Origin of the sequence: Aminobacter niigataensis, assembly GCF_946995915.1 — a bacterium.
Lineage (GTDB): Bacteria > Pseudomonadota > Alphaproteobacteria > Rhizobiales > Rhizobiaceae > Aminobacter > Aminobacter niigataensis.
On sequence record NZ_OX341517.1, the window covers coordinates 4821420 to 4845760 of the forward strand.

Here is a 24341-nt window from a genome sequence, read left to right on the forward strand (position 1 = left end):
AGCGTTTTCGCGCTTGGAATAACGATGCAGGTCGGATTACGGGAGAAATCGATGACCGGCCAGAAGACGACGAAGAAGCTCCGTTCGCAGGAGTGGTTCGACAATCCCGATAATCCCGGCATGACCGCGCTGTATCTCGAGCGCTACCTGAATTTCGGCCTGACACGCGCGGAGCTGCAGTCGGGCAAGCCGCTGATCGGCATCGCCCAGACCGGCTCGGACCTGTCGCCGTGCAACCGTCACCACATCGAGCTGGCCAAGCGGGTACGCGAGGGCATCGTCGCTGCCGGCGGCGTGCCGTTCGAATTCCCGTGCCACCCGATCCAGGAAACCGGCAAGCGCCCGACAGCCGCGCTCGACCGCAACCTAGCCTATCTCAGCCTCGTCGAGGTGCTTTACGGCTACCCGCTCGACGGCGTGGTGCTGACCATCGGCTGCGACAAGACCACGCCGGCACTGCTGATGGCGGCGGCGACCGTCAACATCCCGGCGATCGCGCTGTCGGTCGGGCCGATGCTCAACGGCTGGCACAAGGGCAAACGCACCGGCTCGGGCACGGTGGTATGGGAATCGCGCGAAAGACTGTCGGCCGGCGAGATCGACTACGACCAGTTCATGGACATCGTCGCATCGTCCGCACCCTCGGTCGGCTACTGCAACACCATGGGTACGGCAACGACGATGAACAGCCTGGCCGAGGCGCTGGGCATGCAACTGCCGGGCTCGGCGGCCATCCCCGCGCCCTATCGCGAGCGCGGCCAGATCTCCTACGAGACCGGCAAGCGCATCGTCGACATGGTGCGCGAGGACCTGAAGCCGTCCGACATCATGACGCGCGCGGCGTTCGAGAACGCCATCGTCGTCAACTCGGCGATCGGCGGTTCAACCAACGCGCCGATCCACCTCAACGCCATCGCCCGCCATCTCGGCGTGCCGCTTAACAATGACGACTGGCAGAAGGTCGGCCATCATGTGCCGCTGCTCGTCAATCTGCAGCCGGCCGGCGAATATCTCGGCGAGGACTATCACCATGCCGGCGGCGTGCCGGCAGTCGTCGCCGAACTGATGAAGGCGGGCCTGCTGCCCCATCCGGATGCGGTCACCGCCAATGGAAAGACCATGGGCGAGAACTGCGCCGGTGCCGAAAACATGGACCCCAAGGTGATCCGGCCGGTCGCCGAGCCGCTGAAGACGGATGCCGGCTTCATCAACCTCAGGGGCAATCTGTTCGACAGCGCCATCATGAAGACCAGCGTGATCTCGAAGGAATTCCGCGACCGTTATCTGTCGAACCCACGCGATCCGGAAGCCTTCGAAGGCACCGCAAAGGTGTTCGACGGGCCGGAGGATTATCACGCCCGCATCGACGACCCGGCCGAGAACATCGACGAGAACACGGTGCTGTTCATGCGCGGTGCAGGCCCCGTCGGCTATCCCGGCGGTGCCGAGGTGGTCAACATGCAGCCGCCGGCCTACCTGCTCAAGCGCGGCATCCATTCGCTTCCCTGCATCGGTGACGGGCGCCAGTCGGGCACGTCGGGTTCGCCGTCGATCCTCAACGCCTCGCCGGAGGCGGCCATCGGCGGGGGACTGGCGTTGCTGAAGTCAGGCGACCGGGTGCGCATCGACCTCAGGAAAGGCACCGCCGACATCCTCATCGGCGACGACGAGCTTGCCCGTCGCCGCACCGAGCTGCAGGCCAATGGCGGCTACCATTTCCCGGCGCACCAAACGCCGTGGCAGGAGATCCAGCGCGGCATGGTCGACCAGCTGTCGGACGGCATGGTGCTGAAGCCGGCGGTGAAATACCAGCGCGTCGCCCAGACCAAGGGTATTCCACGCGACAATCACTGAGGGATCGCCGCGCGGGAACCAGACGCATTGGTCAGTCGAGCTGCGACAGCAGCTGATCTTTCGAACGGCTCGCCGGCGTGCCGGCGCAGATTGGCTGGGCGAGCACCTCGGCAAGCACCGTGCGCCGGTTGGCGTCGGCGCGTTCGGCGTAGTGGCCGAAATGCTGCGCGGCGGCAGCAGCACCGACACCAAGCACCAGGGCCGCGGCGAACACCGCAGCCCATCGCAGCATGCGACACCAGCCTGACGCCACAGTGAGCAGCCGCCGCCATACGGCGACCATCGCAAGCATCAGGCCGGCCAGCGCGCAGCACATTTTCGGCCTCGCTCAGCCGTGCTTGCCGCAGCCGCAATCGGCCGGGTGATAGCGGCCCGTCGGCTCGACCATGCCGCCCTTGCCATACATGTCGTGCGGCCGCACCCAGCTTGTCAGGTCGTTGGAAGGCCCGTTTTCGTTGCGGCCCTTGGGCATGGCATCGAGAATGCCGTAGGCACCAAGATACATTTCGCTGCCGCGGCCGAAGTTGGCATAGGTCAGGAATATCTGGCCGTCATCGTCCTTGTAGAAGATGCTGTCGCCGGAGAGATCCTCGATCTCGAAGTCGAGCGGGCCGAAGTTATAGGTAGCCTTCTTCGCCGCCAGTTGCTCGGGTGTGTAGGAGACATTGAAGTCGAAGTTGAAGTCGCTGCCGTAGGACGAGACGAAGCGCGTGCGCCAGCCCATGCGCGCCTTCAGCGCCTCGATTTCCACAATCGGCGCACGCGCCACGGCAACGTAGCTGACGTCGTGGTTTTCGAGATGCACGAGCACGCCTTCGGCATTGTCGAGCTCGAACGAGCAGCCGACGCAGTGGTGTTGCTGTCCCGGCCCCATCATGAAGTGCTTGATGAACAACTGACTGCGGCCAGCGAACAGATCCGACAGCGACAGCCGGCCCTCGGGCCCGTCGAAGATGTACGGCTTGTCGATCCGAACCCAGGGCAGTTCGCGCCGCTCGGCGCTGAGCTGATCGCGGGCGCGGGTCATCGCCTTTTCCTTGGCGAGCAACGCGCGCCGCGCCACCACCCACTGCTCTTTCGATACGATTTCATGCTGCATCTTGCTCTCCATCGTTTGGACACAGGTTTCCCATCGGCCGCAGGATTGCGGCCGTCATGCTCGGCTTCAAACTGTCAGCGCCTGGGCTACAGGTAGGAGGTCACCGCCGGCGGCCTGTCCCAGGCGTCGTTGCGACCGTCCTCAAAGATGATCGGCACTGCGGCCAGTTCTTCTGATGTAACATCGTCGAGGCAGGCGATGTTGACAGCATGAAAATCGCCGCCCATCGGCTCGAAGCTCGCGGAGGCGAAGGGATGGACGCCGCAGCGGCTGCAAAAGGTGTGGCGGATGGCGGCCTCGCCGAAGCGGTATTCGGTCAGCATGTCGGCTCCAGAAGTCACGCGGAAACCGGACGGGCGGGCAAAACCCTTCCAGAACCGCGTCTTGGCGCACCAGGAGCAATTGCAGCGGAAGCTCGACGTCCACCAGACACCGTCGAGTTCTGGCTTCGAGCGCTGGCCCCCGGGCGCGAGATCGAGCCGGCATTCGAAATGGACTGCTCCGCAATGGCAGCTGCCGCGATAGGATTTCAGCATTCGTCTCTCCTCGGCATGGCGCATCGTTCCGAGGATCGGCGACGACCCTCGGCAAGCGCAGTTTCAAGACAGGCAGTCGTCGCGCGCCGGTCTGGCGCGCAAAACTCAGACCACGGGACGGCCGGCGAGCGCGTCGGCCAGGCGATCGAGGCATTCGCCCCAGCCACCCAGATGCGAGTCGCGCGTTTCGATATCGAGGAACGGCTCCTGCCGGAAGGTCAGCCGCGTTCCCGTGCCTTCGGCCACAAGCGTCACCGTCACCAGCGTCTGCCAGTCGGGGTCGTAGTCCCAGGCGAAGGTGAAGACGATCTTTTCGCCCTCGACGATTTCGCGGAACGTGCCGGACATACCGGACGACATGCTGTCATCCTGGCCGCCTGGGCCGAGGATGAGGAAGTGGTAGCGCCCACCCTTGTGGAATTCGAGTTTCTTGACGGCCGAGGTGAAGCCTTTCGGACCCCACCAGCGGGTCAGGTGCTCAGGGCTCGACCACATCTTGAAGACGAGAACCGGCGGCGCATCGAAGACCCTGGAGAATTCGAGCGAAAGCGACTGTGCTGCGACGGCGTCAGTTCTTGCGGTCATCCCGGTCTCCCTTGGTTTTCACTGTCTGCAGTTCCTTGAGATAGTCGGCCATGCGGTCGAAGCTCGCATCCCAGAAGCGGCGATAGTGCTCGACCCAGTTGGCGATGTCCTTGAGCGGCCCGGCCTCCAGCCGGCACGGCCGCCACTGCGCCTCGCGGCCTCGGCTGATGAGGCCGGCGCGCTCAAGTACCTTCAGATGCCTAGAGATGGCCGGCAGGCTCATCTCGAACGGTTCTGCCAGTTCGTTGACCGTCGCTTCACCCTGGGCAAGGCGGGCGAGAATGGCTCGCCTCGTTGGGTCGGCAAGGCTGGCGAATGTGGCGTCGAGGCGATCTTCGGTCATTTATTTAGCACGATTGTTAATTAACATATTTGTTAAGTACAGCGGACAAGTTTCTCTGTCAAGCTCGGGTCGCTAAATGCGCCAAGCACGCGCGGCCGAGCTCCCAGAAAGCTCCATCCAGGGAGCAAACCTCCGGGAAGGAAACAGTCTGGCTACAGCGGCATATCAAAACCGATTTCGGCCCGTGCGGTGAAGGCGTTGTTGCTGTCGTAGCCAAATTCGGTCCCGACATTGAACTTGGCACCGCCTGCCGTGGCATAGGCCGCATCGAAGCCGGCAAAGCCGCGCAGGTTCTGGTCGGAGCCGTCGATCGCCGCGAAATCGAGCGGATTGCCGGCAATTCCCGCTTCGATGCTGCCGCCATCGGAAAAGACACCGTCCGCGCCGGCGCGCAGCGTTGCGCGGAAGATGCCGTTTTCGGCCTGCCACGGCGCCAGGCCATAAGCCAACTGCCCGCGCAGCTCGAACACATTTACCGTGCGGTTGCCGACGCTGATGTTCGCTGCTGATCCGCTTTCCTCGTAGCTGCCAAGGAACAGCCCGGCGTAGCGCGCCCGCAGGCTCGGCGTGACGACGCCGCCATTGGCCATTGAGAAATCCCTGCCGAAGGTGGCCGAGGGGCTGATGAAGACGCCGTTGTAGTCGGCTTCGGCATGCTCGAAACCGCCAGGAGCCAAGTTGTTGGCCACGCGCCGGTCGCTGGAAAATTCCGACAGGCCAGCCGTCAGCGACAAGTCGACGAAGCCGCCGGGGCCTGAAAAACCCGCATAGCCGCCGGCGAAATAATTGCCGGTGTCGATGGCCTGGGAGTCCCGGTCCGTCCGCATGCGGCTTGCGGCGGCGCCGATGAACAAGCCGCCGCGCCAGCCCTCGCCGATGACGATGTCGGCGCCGGCCATCAAGCCGCCGATCCGGTTGCCGAAGCCTGCGTCGAGGCCGTCGGTTTTCTGGTCGCGATGGCTGCCGAGAGCCGTGAGCCAGGCCACCGTGCCGGCGCCCTCGGCGCCGTCGCCGACAGCAACGGGGCCGCCGCGCGCCGCGGTAAAGCGTTCATCGAGCGCGCCGGCCACGACCCCGGCCAGGTCGGCGACCATCTCGTCGGCGGCGGAAAAACCGGTCGGGTCGACGACATAAACGACGCTGCCGCTGTCGTGGCTCGGCAGGCCGAAGGTGTTGATGGTCGGCGTGCCGGTATAGGCAAAGGCCGAACTGAGGCCGATATCGATGTTGAGCATGTTGCCGGTGCCGAGCGCCAGCATGCCCTGGATGTTGCTGCCGGCCAGCAGGTTCAGCGTGTTGCCGGTGCCAACCAGATGAACAGCAGACGCGCTGCCGACAATCGTGCCCGAGTTGGTGATGGTGTTGGAGCTACTGGCCGCGATGCCGATGTTGCCGCTGGCCGTCCCCGTATTGGTGACGGTGTTGAAGCTGCCAGAGCGGATCCCATAACGAACACCTGTGGCGGCGCCCGCATTGGTGATCGTATTATTGTTCTGGAGCCAGATGGCAGAACTGCTCGCACCGATGCTAGTTATCGCGCCAGTATTGGTGATTGTGTTGTTATCGATGACGGCGATGCCAGCAAGCCCCGAGCCTATACTGGTTACATCACCAGCATTGATGATGGTGTTGGATTCGTCTGCCTGGATGCCATAGTCGCCCTTTGCCGTGCCCGTGTTGATGACGGTGTTGCCGTCACCGGCTTGGATGCCTGCGGACAGGAAGTTCGCGCCAGTAGCCGTGCCCGAATTCACAATGATGTTGTTGTCAAGGCCGCGGATGCCGCTGAGCCCACCCTCAGCAATGCCCGCATTGGTGATGGTGTTGGAGTTGTCGACGCCGATGCCGATGTCCGCGCTCGAGCTCATGCCCGAGTTGGTAATGGTGCTGCCGTCGTTGGCGTAGATGCCAAACAGCCCGCCCGAGGCCGTGCCCGAGTTGGCGATAGTGTTGTTGTCCCAGGCGTGAATGCCAGACCAACCGCCGGTGACCTCGCCCGTATTGGTGATGGTGTTGTTGTGAAAGGCACGGATACCAAATAGTCCGCCCGTTAGCGTGCCCGAGTTGGCAATGGCGTTGCCGTCGTTGGCGCGGATTCCAACATCCCCGCCCGTCACCGTGCCCGCATTGGTGATCGTGTTGCCGTCCTCGGAGTAGATGCCGGAAGCCCCGAATGCCGCGGCGCTGACGCTACCCGCATTGGTGATGGTCACACCGTCGGCGGTGGCTTCGATACCATGCCCGGCAGGCACATCGACGGTTCCTCCCGCCTCTACCGTGCCGACATCGCCCGCGGTGTCGAGTATCTGGGTGGTGCCGACGGCCTGTCCGTTGACGACGGTGAAGCTGTCGGCAGATGCCGCCTGCGCCAGCACAATCGTGGATGCGGCAACGCCGCAGAATAGTGCCTGGTACCGCTTGACCTTCATTGCCCTCGCCCACTGCCAAAGAAGTCCGATCAAGGCCAGTAACCGCATTTCAGCAGGCGAACAGTTCCCATTTGGGAATGAAATTCGAGCATGGCGGCACAACGATGCCGATGGCCGTCACTTCCTTTCCATCAGCTTCGAGGCGACCACAGCAACAGCCCGGCGCATTGACCTGACCATTTACCTGGGCAGTCTCCAATCAGGCTTCACCGACAATGTGCGCAACGTTCATCGGGGGGCGGGCCGTTCGCTCAAGGAAAAGGTGCCCTTCGCCCGCAGCAATTCAGGGCCCCGCCGGAAAGATGTCGGCCAAATGCGGACACCGGCCTTTGAATTCCATGGGCAAACCACCTAGGTGATTTGGCAAACGGACACGGACATCATGGCCAGACGGCGCTCTTCCCTAGGTTTTCTCGGCATCTTCGGCCGCTCGGGCGACCTGCGCCAGCTTGACGCTGCGTTGCGCAGTGTCGACCTGCATCCAGCGCTGGTGCCGGAGGGCGTCAAACTCACCATCGTCAACCTGATGAAGGACCGCTGGCCCGACGAGCCGCCGGCCTCGGCCTATCCGCCGGTGGCGCAATTGTTCGGCTACTGCATTGCCGGACCGGAGGTTTTCGCGCAGGCAAACGGGCGCGACCAAATGCTGGAGGCGGAGCGGCGCATCGAGGCCGCACTCGAAGCCGGCAGCGGCTTCGACGCCGACATCGTACTTCTGGCGCTGCATGCCAAGCTGATCAACCCGGAAGTCGTCGAGCGCTTCGAACTGACGGCCGACTGAGCAGCGCCTAACCGCCCATGCCGCTGCGCGGCAGCTTGATCATCTCGCCGAAGCGGGCACGCAGCTTGTCGTCGGTCGACTTTGGAATATGGCGCGGGAACCGTTCGGCGAGGATGCGTTTCTTCTCGGCGATGGCGCGGTCCAATATGTCGGGCTTGCCCTTTTCATTCCACTCCTTGGGCGAGAAGCGGTCGGCGATGGCAGGATAGAAATACTCGGTCTGCATCAGCCTCAGCGTCTGCTCGTTGCCGAGATAATGGCCGGGACCGTTGAGGCAGACTTCGGAAATGGTGGCGATGGACAGCGCCTCGTCTGTGACCTCGATGCCGCGCACGCAGCGCAGGCATTGGCCCAGCATGTCGTTGTCGATGATCAGGCTTTCCAGGCAGAAACCGAGCAGCGAGGCATGCATGCCGGCGGACTCATAGACCAGATTGAGGCCGGACAGGCCCGCCATGACATTGGTGATGCCCTTCTCGTAGCCCGACTGGACGTCGGGCAGCTTGGAGTCGGCCATGCCGGCGGCCGAGCCGCCGGGAAGGTCGTAGAACTGGGCCATCTGGGCGCAGGCCGCCGTGAGCAACGCCTGCTCGGCCGAGCCGCCGGACATCGCGCCGGTGCGCAGGTCCGAGACGAACGGCCATGTACCGAAGATGGCGGGATGGCCGGGCTTGAGCGCGTTGACATAGACGAGGCCGGCGAGCACTTCGGCTACCGCCTGGACGACCGCGCCGGCGATTGCCGCAGGAGCGGTTGCGCCCGCCTGCCCTGCCGACAGCAGCAGGATCGGGATGCCGCCTTCGACGCAGGCCTCGAGCACGCCGCAGGCATCCTCGGCGAACTTCATCGGCGGCACGACGAAGCAGTTGGAGTTGGAGACGAAGGGCCGGGCGCGGAAATTCTCCTCGCCGCCGGCGATCTCGTAGAGCATCTCCAGCGCCGGGGCGACGTTCTCGCGTACGGTGAAGCTGGTGCCGACATGCTTGGTCGTTCCGCTGACGCAGGCGTAGAGCGTGTTGAAGTCCATATCCAGCGGATCAGGGATGTCGCGCGGCACCATCGGGCGCTGGAAGAAATGGATGTTGTCGAGCCCTTCGACGATACGGGCGGCGTCGTAGATGTCCTGCAGCAGCGATTCGCGGTACTCGCGCCTTTCGACATCGACCAGATGCACCGCGGCGCCCGCCGTGCCGTAGTGCACGCGCTTGCCCTGTATCAGCATGTCGTGTTTGGGGTCCTGGCCGCAGAGGGTGAAGTTGCGGGCGGCATTCTCGATCGTCGACATCACCAGCGCACGGGGGAAGCGGATGCGGCCGTCGTCGCCGTAGCTGGCGCCGACCCGCGTCAGCGCCTCGATACAGTTCGGAATGGCATTGGCGAAACCGACTGTTTCAAGCAGCGTCAGCACCGCCTCGTGGATGCGCTCCAGATCGTTCCGGCCAAGCGGGCCGAAGCGGCCACCTTCGAGGCCGGCACGGATGGGGCGGATGTCGTCGGCCAAAGGTGCTGCGCGCATCGCCCGCCTCGCCTCCCGGCCGCCGGACCGACGCGAGCGCTGCTCTGCCGACAGGTCATGGCTTTCGATGGCAACTGACATGCAGGTCCTCCGAATTTCTGTGAGGCTGGCCCGCAGTGATTATGCCACCGTCGTGTCGCCTCGTTCCCTTTGCGCGACTATGCAGCGTCCATTGGCCCAGACCATGGGCCAGCATATCCCGCCGGATATGCCAGAGCGCTCATATGACCGGCGGCACGGAGAAGCCGCCGGCAAAGGGCATCATGCGGCCGCGGGACGGCGACCGGCGGCGGTCGCCAGTTCGCGGATTCCGGGCTCGATATGCTGCAGGGCGATCGAGGAAATACCCAGCCGCATGAAGCGTGTAGGCTTGTCGCCATGCTCGAAGAAGCGTTCGCCCGGCTCGATGATGACGCTGCGCGCCGCCGCCGCCGCGGCAAGCCCGCGCGAGTCCGTTCCGCGCGGCCCCTCGAGCCACAGTGACGTGCCGCCGGCCGAGTCGGTCGACTGCCAGTCCGGCAGAAAAGCCGAGATCGCCTGGACCAATCGCTTGCGCCTCTCGGTGAAGGCCGTCGACAGGCGACGCACCAGCGCCTCATGATGGCCAAGCGACAGGAACAGGGCGACCGCGCGCTGGTTGTTGGCCGGCGGGTGGCGCAGCATGAATCGGCGCAGCGCGCGCAGCTCGGCGATGAGATCCGCCGAGGCGACGATGTAGCCAAGGCGCAGGCCAGGCGCGAGTGTCTTCGACATCGAGCCGACATAGACGACGCGGCCGGAGCGATCGAGGCTCTTCAGCGCCTGCTGCGGCGCCTCGTCGAGCAGCTGGCTGTCGTAGCCATCCTCGATGATGATCTGGTTGTTGCGCGTGGCGCGGGCGAGAAGGTCCTGGCGACGCTCGGCGCTGAGCGGCACCATGGTCGGGCACTGGTGGCTCGGCGTGACGAAAACGAAGCCGGCATCCGAGGGGATGGCTGACGTGACAATGCCCTGCTGATCGACCGGCACGGGCTCGATGTCGGCACCGGCGAGGCGGAAGATCGAACGCGCATCGGGATAGCCCGGATCTTCCATCGCCACCTTGGAGCCCTTGGACATCAAGAGCGAGGCCAGCATGTAGAGCGCGTTCTGGGCGCCCAGCGTGACGATGATCTCGTCCGGATTGGCGAAGATTCCGCGGCGCGGCAAGAGACGCGCCTGGATCTGCTCGATCAGGAGCGGATCGTCGCGGTCGACCATGTCTGCAGCCCAGTTGCGGATCTCCAGAACGGCCAGCGCCATGCGGTTGCATTCGCGCCATTCGGCGGTCGGAAACAGCGTCGGATCGAACTGGCCGTAGACGAAGGGGTAGGACGACTTGATCCAGTTCTCGAGCTTGGCCGGCGGCGGCATGTCTGAGGCAGCGATCTTGCGGCGCGCCTTCCAATCGATGTCATTGGCCTGGTCGGGAGCCTTCTGCTGCGGCTTGGCCGGCGTCGCCAGCACTTCCGGATTGACGAAGTGGCCGCGGCGCTCGCGCGCCACGAGGAAGCCCTGGTCGACCAGCTGCTGGAAGGCCAGCACCACGGTGCCGCGGGCAACACCGAGCTTTTCTGCCAGGATTCGGCAGGACGGCAGCGGCATCGAGGCCGCAATCTGCCGGTCGAGAATGGCGGCGACGATCGCCTGCCTGATCTGCGCCTGGAGCGTCTGGCCTGATTCCGCTGAAATCCGGAACAGGCCGGACCAGATCGCCGTGTCGTTTCGCTGTGGCATAGTGGCGTTTCCTGCATGTCCAGTCTTTTTGACTTTGCTGGACCATAGAAAGCTATCCTTGGCACAAGCCGTTGCACCAATCAATTTTTCTAATCCTATGGATTTATGCCAGTGAACCTTTCCATCGACGGTTGCTGACAGGACCAGTTGAATCGATTGAAATTTGCCCCGATAGTCCGCCGCGACACCCTCTCAATGAGCCCACAGGTCTGCTAGGATGGCGTCGCAGGCGAACGGGCAGCCCAACTTCCGGAGTTCCATGGTGACCGAACAACCCTTCCAGGCGGCTCTTGCCGCGCTTCGCAACCATCGTCAGGAAGCGCCGAAGAACATGCGGGCGGCGTTCGCGTCCGACCCGAAGCGGTTCAAGAACTTTTCGGTCACCGATGACGACCTGTTGTTCGACTGGTCGAAATGCGCCGTCGATGCGACGACCATGGTGCTGCTCGAAAAGCTGGCACAGGTGGTCGACCTCGAGGGCAAGCGCGCGGCGATGTTTGCCGGCCAGCGAATCAACATCACCGAAGACCGGGCGGTGCTGCACACGGCTCTGCGCAACCCGCGCGGCGAAGCGGTCATGCTCGACGGCCAGGACGTGACGGTGGACGTGCATGCCGTGCTCGACGCCATGGCGGCTTTCGCCGACGACATCCGCTCGGGCAAGGCGGCCGGCGCGACCGGCAAGAAGATCACCGACGTCGTCAATATCGGCATCGGCGGCTCCGATCTCGGCCCGGCCATGGCGACGCTGGCGCTGGCGCCCTATCACGACGGGCCGCGCGCCCATTTCGTCTCCAACATCGACGGCGCCCACATCCACGACACGCTGAAGGGGCTCGACGCCGGAACGACGCTGTTCATCATCGCGTCGAAGACCTTCACCACCGTCGAGACCATGACCAATGCCGCAACGGCCCGGCGCTGGGTCGAACAGGCGCTCGGCGCCAAGGCGGTGGGCAGCCATTTTGCGGCCGTGTCGACCGCACTCGACAAGGTCGCGGCCTTCGGCATCGAGCCGTCGCGCGTCTTCGGCTTCTGGGACTGGGTCGGCGGGCGCTATTCCTTGTGGTCGGCGATCGGCCTGCCGATCATGATGGCGATCGGACCGAGGAATTTCCGCGACTTCCTCGCCGGTGCGCACGCCATGGACCGGCATTTCGCCACCGCACCGCTGCTCAAGAACATTCCGGTGCTGATGGGGCTGGTCGGCTTCTGGCACCGCGCGGTGTGCAACTATCCGGCGCGCGCCGTCATCCCCTATGACCAGCGGCTTGCGCGCCTGCCCGCCTATCTGCAGCAGCTCGACATGGAATCGAACGGCAAGAGCGTGACCGTCGCCGGCGGCGCCGCGGTGACGCCCACCGGCCCGCTGGTCTGGGGCGAGCCCGGCACCAACGGACAGCACGCCTTCTTCCAACTGCTGCACCAGGGCACCGATTACATTCCGGTGGAGTTCCTGGCGGCGGCTGAGGGCCATGAACCCGACCTTAGGGAACACCATGACCTTCTGCTCGCCAACTGCCTGGCGCAGTCGGAAGCACTGATGAAGGGCCGCACGCTGGAAGAGGCGCGGCGGCAGATGCTGACCAAGGGCATCAAGCCGGAAGAAGTCGACAAGATCGCGCCGCACCGCGTCTTCTCCGGCAACCGGCCCTCGGTAACGCTGCTCTACCGCAAGCTCGACCCGCATATGCTGGGCCGGCTGATCGCGCTCTACGAGCACCGCGTCTTCGTCGAAGCGCAGCTGTTCGGCATCAATGCCTTCGACCAGTGGGGCGTGGAACTGGGCAAGGAACTGGCGACCGGGCTGCTGCCTGTCGTGGAGGGGCGGGAAAATGCCGCGCGAAGCGACGCCTCGACAGCCGGGCTGGTGGAGCATATTCACCGGCTAAGGGCTAAGGAGTAGATGATTTGCGGGGCATTAAGGGCATACTTTTCGACAAGGATGGAACTCTTGTCGATTTCCAGGCGACGTGGTTCGCCATCGGCGAAATGATGGCGCTGAAGGCGGCGGATGGCGACCGGGCGCGGGCGACCGCCCTGATGGAAGCCGCCGGGTACGATTTCGAGGCTCATTGCTTCAAGGCCGATTCGGTGTTTGCCGCCGGCACCAACGCCGACATCGTGGCGCTGTGGTATCCCGATGCCGACGATGCCGAGCAGGCGGTGCTGGTCAAGATGTTCGACCAGGTCTCGGCCGAACAAGGCTCGGCGCAGGCCGTGGCGCTGCCCGGCAGCAAGGACGCTTTGGCCAGCCTGCACAGTGCCGGCTTCCGGCTGGGCGTCGCCACCAACGATTCGACCAGTGGGGCGGAAAAGACGCTGCTTTCGCTCGGCGTCGCCCAGATGTTCGACGCGGCCTATGGCTACGATGCGGTTGCCAATCCCAAGCCAGCGCCTGATTCGATCCACGCCTTCTCCGACCTCACCGGCCTCAAGCCGTCGGAGATCGCCATGGTCGGCGACAACCGCCACGACCTCGAAATGGCCAAGGCCGGCGGTGCGCTGGCGATCGCCGTGCTTTCGGGAACGGGCACACGCGAGTCGCTGACGCCGATGGCAGACGTCGTGCTCGATTCGATCGCCGACCTGCCTGCGTTCCTGGCGTCCAACAACGGCTGAGGCGAGCAACGGCGAAAGCCTCAGGGGCGCGATGCTGCTCACCGGCTCGAAGGCCCCGGCGACGCTCGGCTTCTATCCTAATGCCGGTTTCCAGACGACCAAGACCGGCTTCGATGCCAACCATCAAGCCGTTGCGCACCACCAAACCAACCCTCCGGGTCAAATGGAAAGAACGCCCCATTGACGGGATTGTCGTAAGTCGAAGTGCCCTTTGCATGTCCCCCCGTATGCCGACATACCTTCCCGTCCAGACGACATTGGAAGCCGGCGGAGCAGCCACCGAGTCAGCCCTTGCAGCACTGGCGGACATGGCCAACAGCGCTACCCCGACGCCGGATTGTTCGACGCCGGCCTCGATATGTGGCGGCTGCAGCCGTGGGAAAGCTGAGGGGGCAGAAGCCCCCTCGCCTATTCGAACACGATCGTAGGCGTGGCGGCTGCGGCGGCGCCCTGCTCTTGCTGGAGCCGCTCCCAGACCTTGGTGGCGATGTCGCGATAGGTCTTGGCCTCGACGCTGTCGGGCCTGGCCACGGTGACCGGCGTGCCGGCATCGGAGCTTTCGCGGATGCCCATTTCCAGCGGCACTTCGCCGAGGAAGGTCACGCCGAGGCGCTCGGCCTCCTTCCTGGCGCCGCCATGACCGAAGATGTCGTAGCGCTTGCCGGTATCGGGGGCGACGAAATAGCTCATGTTCTCGACGATGCCGAGCAGCGGCACGTCAACCTTCTTGAACATGTTCAACCCCTTGCGGGCGTCGATCAGGGCCAGGTCCTGCGGCGTGGAGACGATGACGGCGCCGGCCAGAGGCACCTGCTGGGCCATGGTCAGCTGGGCGTCACCGGTGCCAGGCGGCATGTCGACGACGAGCACGTCGAGCGGACCCCATTCGACTTCGCGCAGCATCTGCGTCAGCGCCGACATGACCATCGGGCCGCGCCAGATCATCGGTGTCTCCTCGTCGACGAGGAAGCCCATAGACATGACCTTGAGGCCGTAATTCTGCATCGGCTTCAGGATCTTGCCATCTACCGTTTCGGGGCGGCCATGGATGCCGAGAAGCTTGGGCATCGACGGGCCGTAGATGTCGGCATCGAGCACGCCGACCTTGAGACCGTTGGCGGCGAGGCCGAGTGCGATGTTGACGGCAGTCGTCGACTTGCCGACGCCGCCCTTGCCGGAGGCAACCGCGATGATCGCGGCAATGCCGGGCACGCCGCGCTTGCCCTGCGACTGCGAGGCGGGCGCGTGCGGTGCGGGGCGTGCGGCGGGCGCGGCTGCCGGACGCGGAGGTGCCGGGCGCTGCGGCACCGGCGCTTCCATGCCGCCGCCCTTCTTCTCGGCGGTCAGGGCCACGACAGCGCCATTGACGCCGGGAATGGCCTTGACAACGCGCTCGGCGGCGGCACGCAGCGGCTCCATTTCCTGGGCGCGCGCGGCCGGCACGGTGATCGAGAAGAACACCTTGCCGTCGGCGATGAAGATGTCGGAAACCAATCCGAGATCGACGATGTTGCCTGAGAAATCCGGGCCGTTGACCGTCTTGAGACGCTCCACAACGGTTTCTTTGGTGACTGTCATGTGTCGAACCTGTCTGCTTCCTTGTTGGGCTTCAGATAATGCAGTTTGGCGAAAGAACCAAGCTACCCGAAATGGCAGTCGACGGCTGCGCTTGGCAAAGCGGCATCGCGCCCCACCTGTCATGGACATGATTTTTTTGCCGATGTGTCGGCATCGACCGGCCTGCTGCGTCCTTGGTGCAGACACCCAACCAGGGAGAAATGCGATGAAATTCGTCAACTACCTGTTCTTCAACGGCAACTGCCGCGAAGCCTTTGCGTTCTACGCCAAGGTTTTCGACGGCGAGATCGTCGGCATGCTCACCCACCGCGAAACGCCGGCCAGCAAGGACGTTTCGGAGGAATGGCAGGACAAGATCATCAATGCCCAGCTCGTCATCGGCGACGAGATGATCATGGCTTCCGATGCACCGCCACAATACCGGACGGAGATGTCGGGATTTTCGGTATCGGTCGACACGGACGACCTGGCCAAGGCCGAGGCGATCTTCGCAGCACTTGCAGATGGCGGCACGGTCAACATGCCGTTCAGCCCGACCTTCTGGGCCAAGGGTTTCGGCATGGTGAAGGACAAGTTCGGCACGCCCTGGATGATCAGCAGCGGCAACGCCGAATAAACAGCACGAGTGCGATTTCACGAGGAAAACATGACCTATTCAGCCATTGAAACTCCCGTAATTTCGAATGTGGCACTGTGGACCGGCCGCGTACTGAGCGGCGCGGTGATCGCATTCCTGGTCTTTGACGCGGCGATCAAACTCGTGCCGCTGCAGGTGGTGATCGAAACCACCGCGGCACTCGGCTTTCCACCGGAGCTTGCCCGAACCCTCGGCGTGCTGACCCTTGCCTGCGCGGCGCTCTATGCCTGGCCGCGAACGGCCGTCCTCGGCGCGATCCTGCTGACCGGCTATCTCGGCGGCGCCATCGCCATCCACCTGCGCATCGGCAACCCGCTGTTTTCGCACACTTTGTTCGGCGTCTATCTCGGGCTGATGGCCTGGGGCGGGCTCTATCTGCGCGATCCACGCCTGCAGGCGCTGATCCCGTTCCGCCGCTGAAGCCATATCCACGGAGACAATCATGCAGATTCTCGCCATCATCCTCGGCCTGATCGTGATCGCGATCCTCGCCATCCTGGCGATTGCCGCGACCAAGCCCGCCACGTTCAGCATTCGGCGAACGACCGATGTCGATGCCGTACCGGAAGCAATCTTTCCGCTGATCAACGACTTCCGCAATTGGCACGACTGGTCGCCATGGGAAGCGCTCGACCCCGACCTCAAGCGCAAGATGAGTGGCGCCGAATCGGGTCGCGGCGCGGTCTACGAATGGGAGGGCAACAAGAAGGTCGGCAGCGGCCGGATGGAGATCACCGAGGTGACGGCACCGACCAAGGTGGTCGTCAAGCTCGACTTCCTGAAGCCGTTCGAGGCTCACAATGTGGCGCGCTTCACCATGGAGCCGCAGAACGGAAAAACGCGGCTGAATTGGGAAATGACCGGCCCATCGCCCTTCATGTCCAAGGTGATGCAGGTGTTCATGAACTTCGACAAGATGGTCGGCACGGACTTCGAAAAGGGCCTCGCCAGCCTCAAGGCGATCGCCGAACGGAAGCGCCTCGCCGGCTCGTGAGTCCGCCGATCTGGCGCAACAAGGCCTGTCGCCCCGCCGGGGCGGCACTATCTTCATCAGGATGTGGGGCAGCACGAAAGGAGACTGACATGCTTGGTCAAATCAACGCCGTTGCCAATCTGGCCGTCAAGGACCTCGGGCGCGCCAAGACCTTCTATGAGCGCACGCTCGGCCTCAAGGAGGTCGACCATATGGGCGAGGAGGTGTCGGTGCTGAAGAGCGGCGACACCGTGATCAACGTCTACCGGTCGGACTATGCCGGAACCAACAAGGCGACAGCGGTAAGCTGGGCCGTCGGCGACAAGATCGACAGTCTGGTCGATGAGTTGAAGTCGAAAGGCGTGACATTCGAGCACTACAACATGCCGGATACCCGCCATGAAGGCGACGTCCATGTCTTCGGCGACATCAGGGTTGCCTGGTTCAAGGATCCCGACGGGAACATACTGAACCTCATCAACCAGTGATTTTCATAGCAAGTGCAATGTGATGGCTGGCCTAATCGATCGGCGCCGGATAGTTTTGCGGCATGATTGACAAGCTCGAATTCTTCATCGCACTCGCAAGGGAGCAGCATTTCGGACGCGCAGCCGAGGAATGCGGCGTCACCCAGCCGACGCTTTCGGCCGGGATCAAGCAGCTCGAGGACATCCTGGGCGTGATGCTGGTGCAGCGCGGCTCGCGCTTCCAGGGCCTGACGCCGGAAGGCCGGCAGGTGCTGGACTGGGCGCGGCGCATCGTCGGCGACACCCGTGCCATGCGCGAGGAGATGCGCGCCGCCCGCCACGGCCTTTCGGGCCGCATCCGGATTGCCGCCATCCCGACGGCACTCGCGATGGTGCCGCGGCTGACGACGCCGTTTCGCGACAAGCATCCCGGCGTCACCTTCTCGATCCTGTCGCGCACGTCGATCGAAGTGCTGTCGCTGCTCGGCAATTTCGAGATCGATGCGGGAATCACCTATCTCGATAACGAACCGCTGGGGCGCGTGACCAGCGTGCCGCTCTATGCCGAGCGCTATCAGCTGATCACCGCTGCGGGGAACGAATATTCCGATCGTGACAAGGTGACGTGGGAAGAGGTGAGTACGCTGCCGCTTTGCCTTCTGACGCCTGACATGCAGAACCGCCGCATCATCGACCAGCACCTCGCCGATGCCGGCGTGCAGGTCCGGCCGACGCTCGAATCGAACTCGATGATCGTGCTGTTTTCGCACATCCGCACCGGCAAATGGTCGTCGATCATGCCGCTAAACCTCGCGGAAACCTTCGGTTTTGCCGAACCTATCAGGGCGATTCCGATCGTCGAGCCGGATGCCAGCCACAATGTCGGACTGGTCGTGGCGCGGCGCGATCCGAACACCACGCTGGTGCAGGCGCTGCTTGACGAAGCCATGACGCTGGCAGGCGATTTTCGCCGTCAATCCTGAGCTAGGCTTTTCCTGCTTTCGTCCACTCGATAGAAAATTTTTATCATGTGACGAAACAGCTTTATTGATTCCGGCTGCCAAAATCGGGTTCAATAGGGAAATAGCGCCCATGTTAGGCGCCAGTGTCAGGGAGGGCGCTGCGTGGTCATGCAGCCAGCAAGTACCGAACTCGCCGCGCGCACGGCCGCGGTGATCAGCGAAATGAAGAACCTCGAGGGTCCGCTGATCCCGATTCTTCACGGCGTCCAGGAGGAATTCGGCTATGTTCCGCAGGAAACCCTGCCGATCATCGCCGAGGCGCTGAACATTTCGCGGGCCGAAGTCCACGGCGTCTTCACCTTCTACCACGATTTCCGCCACAACCCGGCTGGACGGCATGTGCTGAAGGTCTGCCAGGCCGAGGCCTGCCAGTCGATGGGCAGCGATGCCATCGCCGCCCAGATCAAGCAGACGCTCGGCATCGGCTTCCACGAGACCAGCAAGGACGGCGCGGTCACGCTGGAGCCGATCTATTGCCTGGGCCTGTGCGCCTGTGCTCCCGCCGCGATGCTCGACGGCCAGGTGATCGGCCGGCTTGACGCAGACAAGATCGAAGAAATCGCCGAAGAGGTGCGCAAATGAGCGTGACGATCTACGTTCCCGGCGATTCCGGCGCGCTTTCGCTCGGTGCCGAAAAGGTCGCCAAGGCGATCGCCAAAGAGGCGGCCGAGCGCGGCGTCGACGCCAAGATCGTGCGCAACGGTTCGCGCGGCCTGTACTGGCTCGAGCCGATGGTCGAGGTCGTTACCGATGCCGGCCGCACAGCCTACGGTCCCGTGTCGAACAAGGACGTGGCGTCGCTGTTCGACGCAGGTTTCATCACCGGCGGCCAGCACAAGCTGTCGCTCGGCGACCCGGAAAAGCTGCCCTACGTCGCCAAGCAGACACGCCTGACCTTTGCCCGCTGCGGCATCACCGACCCGCTGTCGCTGGAAGACTACGAAGCACATGGCGGCCTGACCGGCCTGCGCAACGCGGTCAAGATGGCCCCTGCCGACGTCGTCAGGCAGGTGACCGAGTCCGGCCTGCGCGGCCGCGGCGGCGCCGGTTTCCCGACCGGCATCAAGTGGAAGACGGTTCTCGATACCCCCGGCGAGCAGAAATACATCGTCTGCAACGCCGACGAAGGCGACTCGGCAACCTTCGCCGACCGCATGATCATGGAAGGCGATCCCTTCGTGCTGATCGAAGGCATGGCGATCGCCGGCCTCGCGACCCACGCGACCAAGGGCTACGTCTACATCCGCTCCGAATATCCGCATGCGATCGCGGTGATGACGAAGGCGGTGGAAGTCGCCAAGAAGGCCGGCATTCTCGGCAAGAGCGTTCTCGGATCCTCCCAAGGCTTTGACATCGAGATCCGCTCCGGCGCCGGCGCCTATGTCTGCGGCGAAGAAACCTCGCTGCTGAACAGCCTCGAAGGCAAGCGCGGCGTGGTCCGCGCCAAGCCGCCGCTGCCGGCGATCCAGGGCCTGTTCGGCAAGCCCACCGTCATCAACAACGTGATTTCGCTCGCTTCCGTACCGATCGTCATGGACAAGGGCGCGCAGTACTACAAGGACTTCGGCATGGGCCGCTCGCGCGGCACCATCCCGATCCAGATCGCCGGCAACGTCAAGCATGGCGGCCTGTTCGAAGTGGCCTTCGGCCTGACGCTGGGCGAGATCGTCGACGAGATCGGCGGCGGCACCGCAAGCGGACGTCCGGTCAAGGCGGTGCAGGTCGGCGGCCCGCTCGGCGCCTATTTCCCGCGCGCTTTGTTCGACACGCCCTTCGACTACGAGGCGTTCGCGGCCAAGGACGGACTGATCGGCCACGCCGGCATCACCGTGTTCGACGACAGCGCCGACATGCTGAAGCAGGCACGCTTCGCCATGGAATTCTGCGCCATCGAAAGCTGCGGCAAGTGCACGCCCTGCCGCATCGGCTCGACGCGCGGCGTCGAGACGCTGGACAAGCTGGCCCAGAACATCGAGCCGGAGAAGCAGCTCGCGCTGGTGACCGACCTCTGCAACACGATGAAGTTCGGTTCGCTCTGCGCGCTGGGCGGTTTCACGCCTTATCCGGTGATGAGCGCCATCAACCATTTCCCCGAAGATTTCCGGCCGGCAGCGGTCGCACAGGCAGCGGAATAGGAGACAGCATCATGGGTCTCGTACACGAAATCGACTTCGGCACCCCCGCCTCCAAGTCCGAAAAACAAGTCACCCTGATCGTCGATGGCTTCGAGGTCACCGTGCCGGAAGGCACCTCGATCATGCGCGCCTCGATGGAGGCCGGCATCGAGATCCCGAAGCTCTGCGCCACCGACATGGTCGACGCGTTCGGCTCCTGCCGCCTCTGCCTGGTGGAGATCGAGGGCCGCAACGGCACGCCGTCTTCCTGCACCACGCCCGTCATGCCGGGCATGGTGGTGCACACCCAGACCGGCCGCCTGAAGGATATCCGCAAGGGCGTGATGGAGCTCTACATCTCCGACCACCCGCTCGACTGCCTGACCTGTGCCGCCAATGGCGACTGCGAACTGCAGGACATGGCCGGCGCTGTCGGCCTGCGCGACGTGCGCTATGGCTATGAAGGCGACAACCACGTTCGCGCCAAGAACGACGGCGCCGAAAACTTCAAGTGGATGGCCAAGGACGAGTCCAACCCCTATTTCACCTACGATCCGTCCAAGTGCATCGTCTGCTCGCGCTGCGTGCGTGCCTGTGAAGAGGTTCAGGGCACCTTTGCGCTGACCATCGAAGGCCGCGGCTTCGACAGCCGCGTTTCGCCGGGCGTGCACGAACTGTTCCTCGACAGCGAGTGCGTTTCCTGCGGTGCCTGCGTACAGGCCTGCCCGACGGCGACGCTGACGGAAAAGTCGGTCATCGAGATCGGCCAGCCCGAGCACTCGGTCGTCACCACCTGCGCCTATTGCGGCGTCGGCTGCTCGTTCAAGGCCGAGATGCGCGGCGAAGAGCTGGTGCGCATGGTGCCGTGGAAAGACGGCAAGGCCAATCGCGGCCACTCCTGCGTCAAGGGCCGCTTCGCCTACGGCTACGCCACCCACAAGGAGCGCATCCTCAACCCGATGATCCGCGAGAAGATCACCGACCCCTGGCGCGAAGTGTCGTGGGAAGAGGCGATCGATTACACGACCAAGGAATTCCGCCGCATCCAGTACCAGTACGGACGCGGCGCCGTGGGCGGCATCACCTCGTCGCGCTGCACCAACGAGGAAACCTTCCTCGTGCAGAAGCTGATCCGCCAGGGTTTCGGCAACAACAACGTCGACACCTGCGCCCGCGTCTGCCACTCGCCGACCGGCTATGGCCTCGGCCAGACCTACGGCACGTCGGCCGGCACGCAGGACTTCGATTCGGTCGAAGACACCGATGTCGCGCTGATCATCGGCGCCAATCCTGCCTCGGCCCACCCGGTGTTCGCTTCACGCCTGAAGAAGCGCCTGCGCGCCGGTGCCAAGCTGATCGTCATCGATCCGCGCCGCACGGAAATGGTGAAGTCGGCCCACATCCTGGCCGAACATCACCTGGCGCTGAAGCCGGGCACGAACGTGGCCGTGGTTACCGCTCTGGCACATGTCATCGTCACCGAGGGCCTGTTCAACGAGACATTCATCCGCGAGCGCTGCGACTGGTCGGAATTCCAGGATTACGCAGAGTTCGTCTCGGATCCGCGCCACAGCCCCGAGGAAGTCGAGAAGCTTTCGGGCGTTCCGGCGGAGACGATCCGGGGTGCCGCCCGCCTTTACGCCACCGGCGGCAATGGCGCGATCTACTACGGCCTCGGCGTGACCGAGCACAGCCAGGGTTCGACCACGGTCATCGGCATCGCCAACCTCGCCATGCTGACCGGCAATATCGGCCGCAAGGGCGTCGGCGTGAACCCGCTGCGCGGCCAGAACAACGTGCAGGGCGCCTGCGACATGGGCTCGTTCCCGCACGAACTGCCGGGCTACCGCCACATTTCGGGCGACGCCGTGCGCGACATCTATGACAGCCTGTGGGGCGTCAAGCTCGACAACGAGCCGGGCCTGCGCATCCCCAACATGCTGGACGCCGCCGTCGACGGCACGTTCAAGGGCATCTACATCCAGGGTGAGGACATCCTGCAGTCGGACCCCGACACCAAGCACGTGTCGGCCGGCCTCGAGGCGATGGAATGCGTTGTCGTGCAGGACCTGTTCTTGAACGAAACCGCAAATTACGCCCACGTGTTCCTGCCGGGCTCGACCTTCCTCGAGAAGGACGGCACCTTCACCAACGCCGAGCGCCGCATCAACCGCGTGCGCAAGGTGATGACCCCGAAGAACGGTTATGCCGACTGGGAAGTGACGCAGAAACTCGCCCAGGCAATGGGTCTGAACTGGAACTACAAGCACCCGTCCGAGATCATGGACGAGGTTGCCAAGACGACGCCGAGCTTCGCCAACGTCTCGTACGACTTCCTGGAGAAGATGGGTTCAGTGCAGTGGCCGTGCAACGAAAAGGCGCCTGAAGGCACGCCGATCATGCACATCGACGGCTTCGTCCGCGGCAAGGGCAAGTTCATCCGCACCGAATATGTCGCGACGGACGAAAAGACCGGCCCGCGCTTCCCGCTGCTGCTTACCACCGGCCGTATTCTCAGCCAGTACAATGTCGGCGCGCAGACCCGGCGTACCGAAAACGTCGCCTGGCATGCCGAGGACCTGCTGGAGATCCACCCGCACGATGCCGAAAACCGCGGCTTGCGCGACGGCGACTGGGTGCGGCTGCAGAGCCGCGCCGGCGAGACAACGCTCAGGGCGCAGATCACCGACAAGGTGTCGCCAGGCGTGGTCTACACCACCTTCCACCACCCCGATACGCAGGCCAACGTCATCACCACCGACTTCTCGGACTGGGCAACCAACTGTCCGGAGTACAAGGTGACGGCGGTTCAGGTCGGCGCCTCCAACGGGCCGTCGGAATGGCAGAAGGGCTACAACGAGCAGGCACAGCAGAGCCGGCGCATTGCCGGGCATCTGGAAGCGGCGGAGTAGCGACGGCGTGACCACTCGCCCCGCAATCACCCAGACCTCCCGTCTCGCCCGCCGGGCGAGCGGGACGACGGTTGCCAACCGCATGGTGCCCGAAGAGACGCCGGTGGCGTTGTCTTATGGCGGCACCACGCATGCGGTGATGATGGCGAGCCCGGCCGACTTCGACGATTTCGCGCTTGGCTTCTCGCTGACCGAAGGCATCATCGGCTCGGTCGAAGAAATCGAGTCGATCGAGGTGCTGGACGTCGAGGCCGGCATCGACATCCAGATCAGGCTCAAGGACAAGGCCAACAAGCGCTTCGAACAGCGCCGTCGCCGCCTCGCCGGACCTGTCGGCTGCGGATTGTGCGGCATCGAATCCATCGAAGAGGCGATGCGCTCGGTCGACGATGTGCACAAGGCGACATCAGGGCTTTCCTCCGACGACATCGTGCAGGCTGTGAAGCTGCTGTTCAAGGTCCAGCCGCTGCATGCGGAGACCGGCGCGGTACACGCAGCCGGCTTCTACGTGCCTGGCAAGGGCATTGTCGCGGCGCGCGAGGATGTAGGCCGCCACAACGCTCTCGACAAGCTTGCCGGCGCCCTCGACAAGGCAGGCATATCGGGCGCGTCGGGCGCCGTGGTCGTGACCAGCCGGGTGTCGGTGGAAATGGTTCAAAAGACGGCCGCCATCGGCGCGCCTTTCATCATTGCCGTATCGGCGCCAACCGCACTGGCCATCCGCACCGCCGAACAGGCCGGCATGACACTGATTGCACTCGTGCGTGGCGACGATTTCGACATCTTCACCCATCCAGACCGCGTAAGTACCGGAGCCGCCAAAAATGTCGCATGAAGAGCACAAGATGGGGACGAAGGAAAAACTCGTCTACATGGCGAACCAGATCGCGACCTTCTTCGAAACCAAACCCCATGACGAGGGTGTGGCCGGTGTCGCCAAGCACATCAACGACTTCTGGGATCCGCGCATGCGGCGCCAGTTCTTCGAGATGTTCGATGAAGGCGGCAAGGGTATGAAGCCGCTGGTCATCGAGGCGGCCGCCACGATCCGTCGCCCCAGGCAGGACGCAGCCTGACCGCACCGAAGCCGGCGGAACAGGCCGTTCCCCCCGACCAAA

General features: G+C 63.9%; 24 protein-coding genes. 15 read left to right on the forward strand and 9 right to left on the reverse strand.

Features of this window, described 5'->3' with window-relative positions; translation table 11 throughout:
• Positions 1-51: 51 nt before the first annotated feature.
• Complete coding sequence (locus O1Y97_RS23695; protein ID WP_318762603.1) at positions 52-1854, forward strand: IlvD/Edd family dehydratase; 1803 nt, start codon at positions 52-54, stop codon at positions 1852-1854.
• Positions 1855-1885: 31 nt separating this feature from the next.
• On the opposite strand, the gene O1Y97_RS23700 is transcribed toward O1Y97_RS23695, so the two are convergent.
• From O1Y97_RS23700 to O1Y97_RS23725, 6 genes are all read right to left on the reverse strand, one after another.
• Positions 1886-2170, reverse strand: coding sequence for a hypothetical protein (locus tag O1Y97_RS23700; RefSeq protein ID WP_318762604.1), 285 nt, complete (start codon positions 2168-2170; stop codon positions 1886-1888).
• A 12-nt stretch (positions 2171-2182) separates the two neighbouring features.
• Positions 2183-2953, reverse strand: coding sequence for a DUF899 domain-containing protein (locus O1Y97_RS23705; RefSeq protein WP_318762605.1), 771 nt, complete (start codon positions 2951-2953; stop codon positions 2183-2185).
• A gap of 86 nt (positions 2954-3039) precedes the next feature.
• Positions 3040-3489 carry a GFA family protein gene (locus O1Y97_RS23710; RefSeq protein WP_318762606.1) on the reverse strand — a complete coding sequence of 150 codons (450 nt, stop codon included), beginning with the start codon at positions 3487-3489 and terminating at the stop codon, positions 3040-3042.
• A 105-nt stretch (positions 3490-3594) separates the two neighbouring features.
• Positions 3595-4074 (reverse strand): SRPBCC domain-containing protein, encoded by a 480-nt coding sequence (locus O1Y97_RS23715; RefSeq protein WP_318762607.1) that lies wholly within the window; start codon positions 4072-4074, stop codon positions 3595-3597.
• On the reverse strand, positions 4058-4417 hold the full coding sequence (locus tag O1Y97_RS23720) for an ArsR/SmtB family transcription factor (RefSeq protein ID WP_108609439.1): 360 nt from the start codon (positions 4415-4417) through the stop codon (positions 4058-4060). The genes O1Y97_RS23715 and O1Y97_RS23720 overlap by 17 nt, the downstream gene beginning before the upstream one ends.
• Before the next feature lie 152 nt (positions 4418-4569).
• Complete coding sequence (locus O1Y97_RS23725) at positions 4570-6846, reverse strand: autotransporter outer membrane beta-barrel domain-containing protein (protein ID WP_318762608.1); 2277 nt, start codon at positions 6844-6846, stop codon at positions 4570-4572.
• On the opposite strand from O1Y97_RS23725, the gene O1Y97_RS23730 reads away from it, so the two are divergent.
• Entirely contained in the window at positions 6836-7201 is a 366-nt protein-coding gene (locus O1Y97_RS23730; protein WP_318762609.1) for a hypothetical protein, read from the forward strand. The two genes, O1Y97_RS23725 and O1Y97_RS23730, sit on opposite strands and share 11 nt — an antisense overlap.
• A gap of 27 nt (positions 7202-7228) precedes the next feature.
• A complete protein-coding gene (locus O1Y97_RS23735) occupies positions 7229-7627 on the forward strand; it encodes a hypothetical protein (protein ID WP_318762610.1) in 399 nt (132 codons plus the stop codon).
• A gap of 7 nt (positions 7628-7634) precedes the next feature.
• Here the strand turns inward: O1Y97_RS23735 and O1Y97_RS23740 are convergent, their stop codons facing one another.
• On the reverse strand, positions 7635-9224 hold the full coding sequence (locus O1Y97_RS23740; RefSeq protein ID WP_318762611.1) for a trimethylamine methyltransferase family protein: 1590 nt from the start codon (positions 9222-9224) through the stop codon (positions 7635-7637).
• A 180-nt stretch (positions 9225-9404) separates the two neighbouring features.
• Positions 9405-10898, reverse strand: a complete 1494-nt coding sequence (pdxR, locus tag O1Y97_RS23745) for a MocR-like pyridoxine biosynthesis transcription factor PdxR (RefSeq protein ID WP_108609442.1) — start codon at positions 10896-10898, stop codon at positions 9405-9407.
• Between the two features lie 259 nt (positions 10899-11157).
• Between pdxR and pgi the strand changes: the two genes are divergently transcribed.
• A complete protein-coding gene (gene pgi, locus O1Y97_RS23750) occupies positions 11158-12804 on the forward strand; it encodes a glucose-6-phosphate isomerase (RefSeq protein ID WP_318762612.1) in 1647 nt (548 codons plus the stop codon).
• A 5-nt stretch (positions 12805-12809) separates the two neighbouring features.
• On the forward strand, positions 12810-13520 hold the full coding sequence (locus tag O1Y97_RS23755; RefSeq protein ID WP_318762613.1) for an HAD family hydrolase: 711 nt from the start codon (positions 12810-12812) through the stop codon (positions 13518-13520).
• A gap of 408 nt (positions 13521-13928) precedes the next feature.
• Here the strand turns inward: O1Y97_RS23755 and O1Y97_RS23760 are convergent, their stop codons facing one another.
• Positions 13929-15098, reverse strand: a complete 1170-nt coding sequence (locus O1Y97_RS23760) for an Mrp/NBP35 family ATP-binding protein (RefSeq protein WP_108609446.1) — start codon at positions 15096-15098, stop codon at positions 13929-13931.
• 205 nt (positions 15099-15303) lie between these two features.
• Here O1Y97_RS23760 and O1Y97_RS23765 point away from each other — a divergent pair, with 205 nt between their 5' ends.
• The 10 genes from O1Y97_RS23765 (at position 15304) to O1Y97_RS23810 (ending at position 24299) form a co-directional block, all read left to right on the forward strand.
• Positions 15304-15714, forward strand: coding sequence for a VOC family protein (locus O1Y97_RS23765; RefSeq protein ID WP_108609447.1), 411 nt, complete (start codon positions 15304-15306; stop codon positions 15712-15714).
• A gap of 30 nt (positions 15715-15744) precedes the next feature.
• Positions 15745-16155, forward strand: coding sequence for a DoxX family protein (locus O1Y97_RS23770; RefSeq protein ID WP_318762614.1), 411 nt, complete (start codon positions 15745-15747; stop codon positions 16153-16155).
• Positions 16156-16177: 22 nt separating this feature from the next.
• Positions 16178-16729 carry an SRPBCC family protein gene (locus tag O1Y97_RS23775; protein ID WP_318762615.1) on the forward strand — a complete coding sequence of 184 codons (552 nt, stop codon included), beginning with the start codon at positions 16178-16180 and terminating at the stop codon, positions 16727-16729.
• 89 nt (positions 16730-16818) lie between these two features.
• Positions 16819-17196, forward strand: coding sequence for a VOC family protein (locus O1Y97_RS23780; protein WP_318762616.1), 378 nt, complete (start codon positions 16819-16821; stop codon positions 17194-17196).
• Between the two features lie 62 nt (positions 17197-17258).
• Positions 17259-18158 (forward strand): LysR family transcriptional regulator, encoded by a 900-nt coding sequence (locus O1Y97_RS23785; RefSeq protein WP_108609451.1) that lies wholly within the window; start codon positions 17259-17261, stop codon positions 18156-18158.
• Between the two features lie 141 nt (positions 18159-18299).
• Positions 18300-18779, forward strand: a complete 480-nt coding sequence (locus tag O1Y97_RS23790) for a formate dehydrogenase subunit gamma (protein ID WP_183264089.1) — start codon at positions 18300-18302, stop codon at positions 18777-18779.
• Positions 18776-20332 carry a formate dehydrogenase beta subunit gene (locus O1Y97_RS23795; protein WP_318762617.1) on the forward strand — a complete coding sequence of 519 codons (1557 nt, stop codon included), beginning with the start codon at positions 18776-18778 and terminating at the stop codon, positions 20330-20332. Before O1Y97_RS23790 ends, O1Y97_RS23795 begins: the two co-directional genes overlap by 4 nt.
• 11 nt (positions 20333-20343) lie before the next feature.
• A complete protein-coding gene (gene fdhF / locus O1Y97_RS23800; protein ID WP_108609454.1) occupies positions 20344-23223 on the forward strand; it encodes a formate dehydrogenase subunit alpha in 2880 nt (959 codons plus the stop codon).
• 7 nt (positions 23224-23230) lie between these two features.
• Positions 23231-24058, forward strand: a complete 828-nt coding sequence (gene fdhD, locus O1Y97_RS23805) for a formate dehydrogenase accessory sulfurtransferase FdhD (protein WP_318762618.1) — start codon at positions 23231-23233, stop codon at positions 24056-24058.
• Positions 24048-24299: a formate dehydrogenase subunit delta gene (locus tag O1Y97_RS23810; RefSeq protein WP_108609456.1), complete on the forward strand. Its 252-nt coding sequence runs from the start codon at positions 24048-24050 to the stop codon at positions 24297-24299. Before fdhD ends, O1Y97_RS23810 begins: the two co-directional genes overlap by 11 nt.
• Positions 24300-24341 lie beyond the last annotated feature (42 nt).

Excerpts from the sequence above, each read along its gene's own strand:
- O1Y97_RS23695 (WP_318762603.1), top strand. The coding sequence starts at position 52 with ATGACCGGCCAGAAGACGACGAAGAAGCTCCGTTCGCAGGAGTGGTTC.
- O1Y97_RS23700 (WP_318762604.1), bottom strand. The coding sequence starts at position 2,170 with ATGTGCTGCGCGCTGGCCGGCCTGATGCTTGCGATGGTCGCCGTATGG.
- O1Y97_RS23705 (WP_318762605.1), bottom strand. The coding sequence starts at position 2,953 with ATGCAGCATGAAATCGTATCGAAAGAGCAGTGGGTGGTGGCGCGGCGC.
- O1Y97_RS23710 (WP_318762606.1), bottom strand. The coding sequence starts at position 3,489 with ATGCTGAAATCCTATCGCGGCAGCTGCCATTGCGGAGCAGTCCATTTC.
- O1Y97_RS23715 (WP_318762607.1), bottom strand. The coding sequence starts at position 4,074 with ATGACCGCAAGAACTGACGCCGTCGCAGCACAGTCGCTTTCGCTCGAA.
- O1Y97_RS23720 (WP_108609439.1), bottom strand. The coding sequence starts at position 4,417 with ATGACCGAAGATCGCCTCGACGCCACATTCGCCAGCCTTGCCGACCCA.
- O1Y97_RS23725 (WP_318762608.1), bottom strand. The coding sequence starts at position 6,846 with ATGAAGGTCAAGCGGTACCAGGCACTATTCTGCGGCGTTGCCGCATCC.
- O1Y97_RS23735 (WP_318762610.1), top strand. The coding sequence starts at position 7,229 with ATGGCCAGACGGCGCTCTTCCCTAGGTTTTCTCGGCATCTTCGGCCGC.
- O1Y97_RS23740 (WP_318762611.1), bottom strand. The coding sequence starts at position 9,224 with ATGTCAGTTGCCATCGAAAGCCATGACCTGTCGGCAGAGCAGCGCTCG.
- pdxR (WP_108609442.1), bottom strand. The coding sequence starts at position 10,898 with ATGCCACAGCGAAACGACACGGCGATCTGGTCCGGCCTGTTCCGGATT.
- pgi (WP_318762612.1), top strand. The coding sequence starts at position 11,158 with ATGGTGACCGAACAACCCTTCCAGGCGGCTCTTGCCGCGCTTCGCAAC.
- O1Y97_RS23760 (WP_108609446.1), bottom strand. The coding sequence starts at position 15,098 with ATGACAGTCACCAAAGAAACCGTTGTGGAGCGTCTCAAGACGGTCAAC.
- O1Y97_RS23765 (WP_108609447.1), top strand. The coding sequence starts at position 15,304 with ATGAAATTCGTCAACTACCTGTTCTTCAACGGCAACTGCCGCGAAGCC.
- O1Y97_RS23770 (WP_318762614.1), top strand. The coding sequence starts at position 15,745 with ATGACCTATTCAGCCATTGAAACTCCCGTAATTTCGAATGTGGCACTG.
- O1Y97_RS23775 (WP_318762615.1), top strand. The coding sequence starts at position 16,178 with ATGCAGATTCTCGCCATCATCCTCGGCCTGATCGTGATCGCGATCCTC.
- O1Y97_RS23780 (WP_318762616.1), top strand. The coding sequence starts at position 16,819 with ATGCTTGGTCAAATCAACGCCGTTGCCAATCTGGCCGTCAAGGACCTC.
- O1Y97_RS23785 (WP_108609451.1), top strand. The coding sequence starts at position 17,259 with ATGATTGACAAGCTCGAATTCTTCATCGCACTCGCAAGGGAGCAGCAT.
- O1Y97_RS23795 (WP_318762617.1), top strand. The coding sequence starts at position 18,776 with ATGAGCGTGACGATCTACGTTCCCGGCGATTCCGGCGCGCTTTCGCTC.
- fdhF (WP_108609454.1), top strand. The coding sequence starts at position 20,344 with ATGGGTCTCGTACACGAAATCGACTTCGGCACCCCCGCCTCCAAGTCC.
- O1Y97_RS23810 (WP_108609456.1), top strand. The coding sequence starts at position 24,048 with ATGTCGCATGAAGAGCACAAGATGGGGACGAAGGAAAAACTCGTCTAC.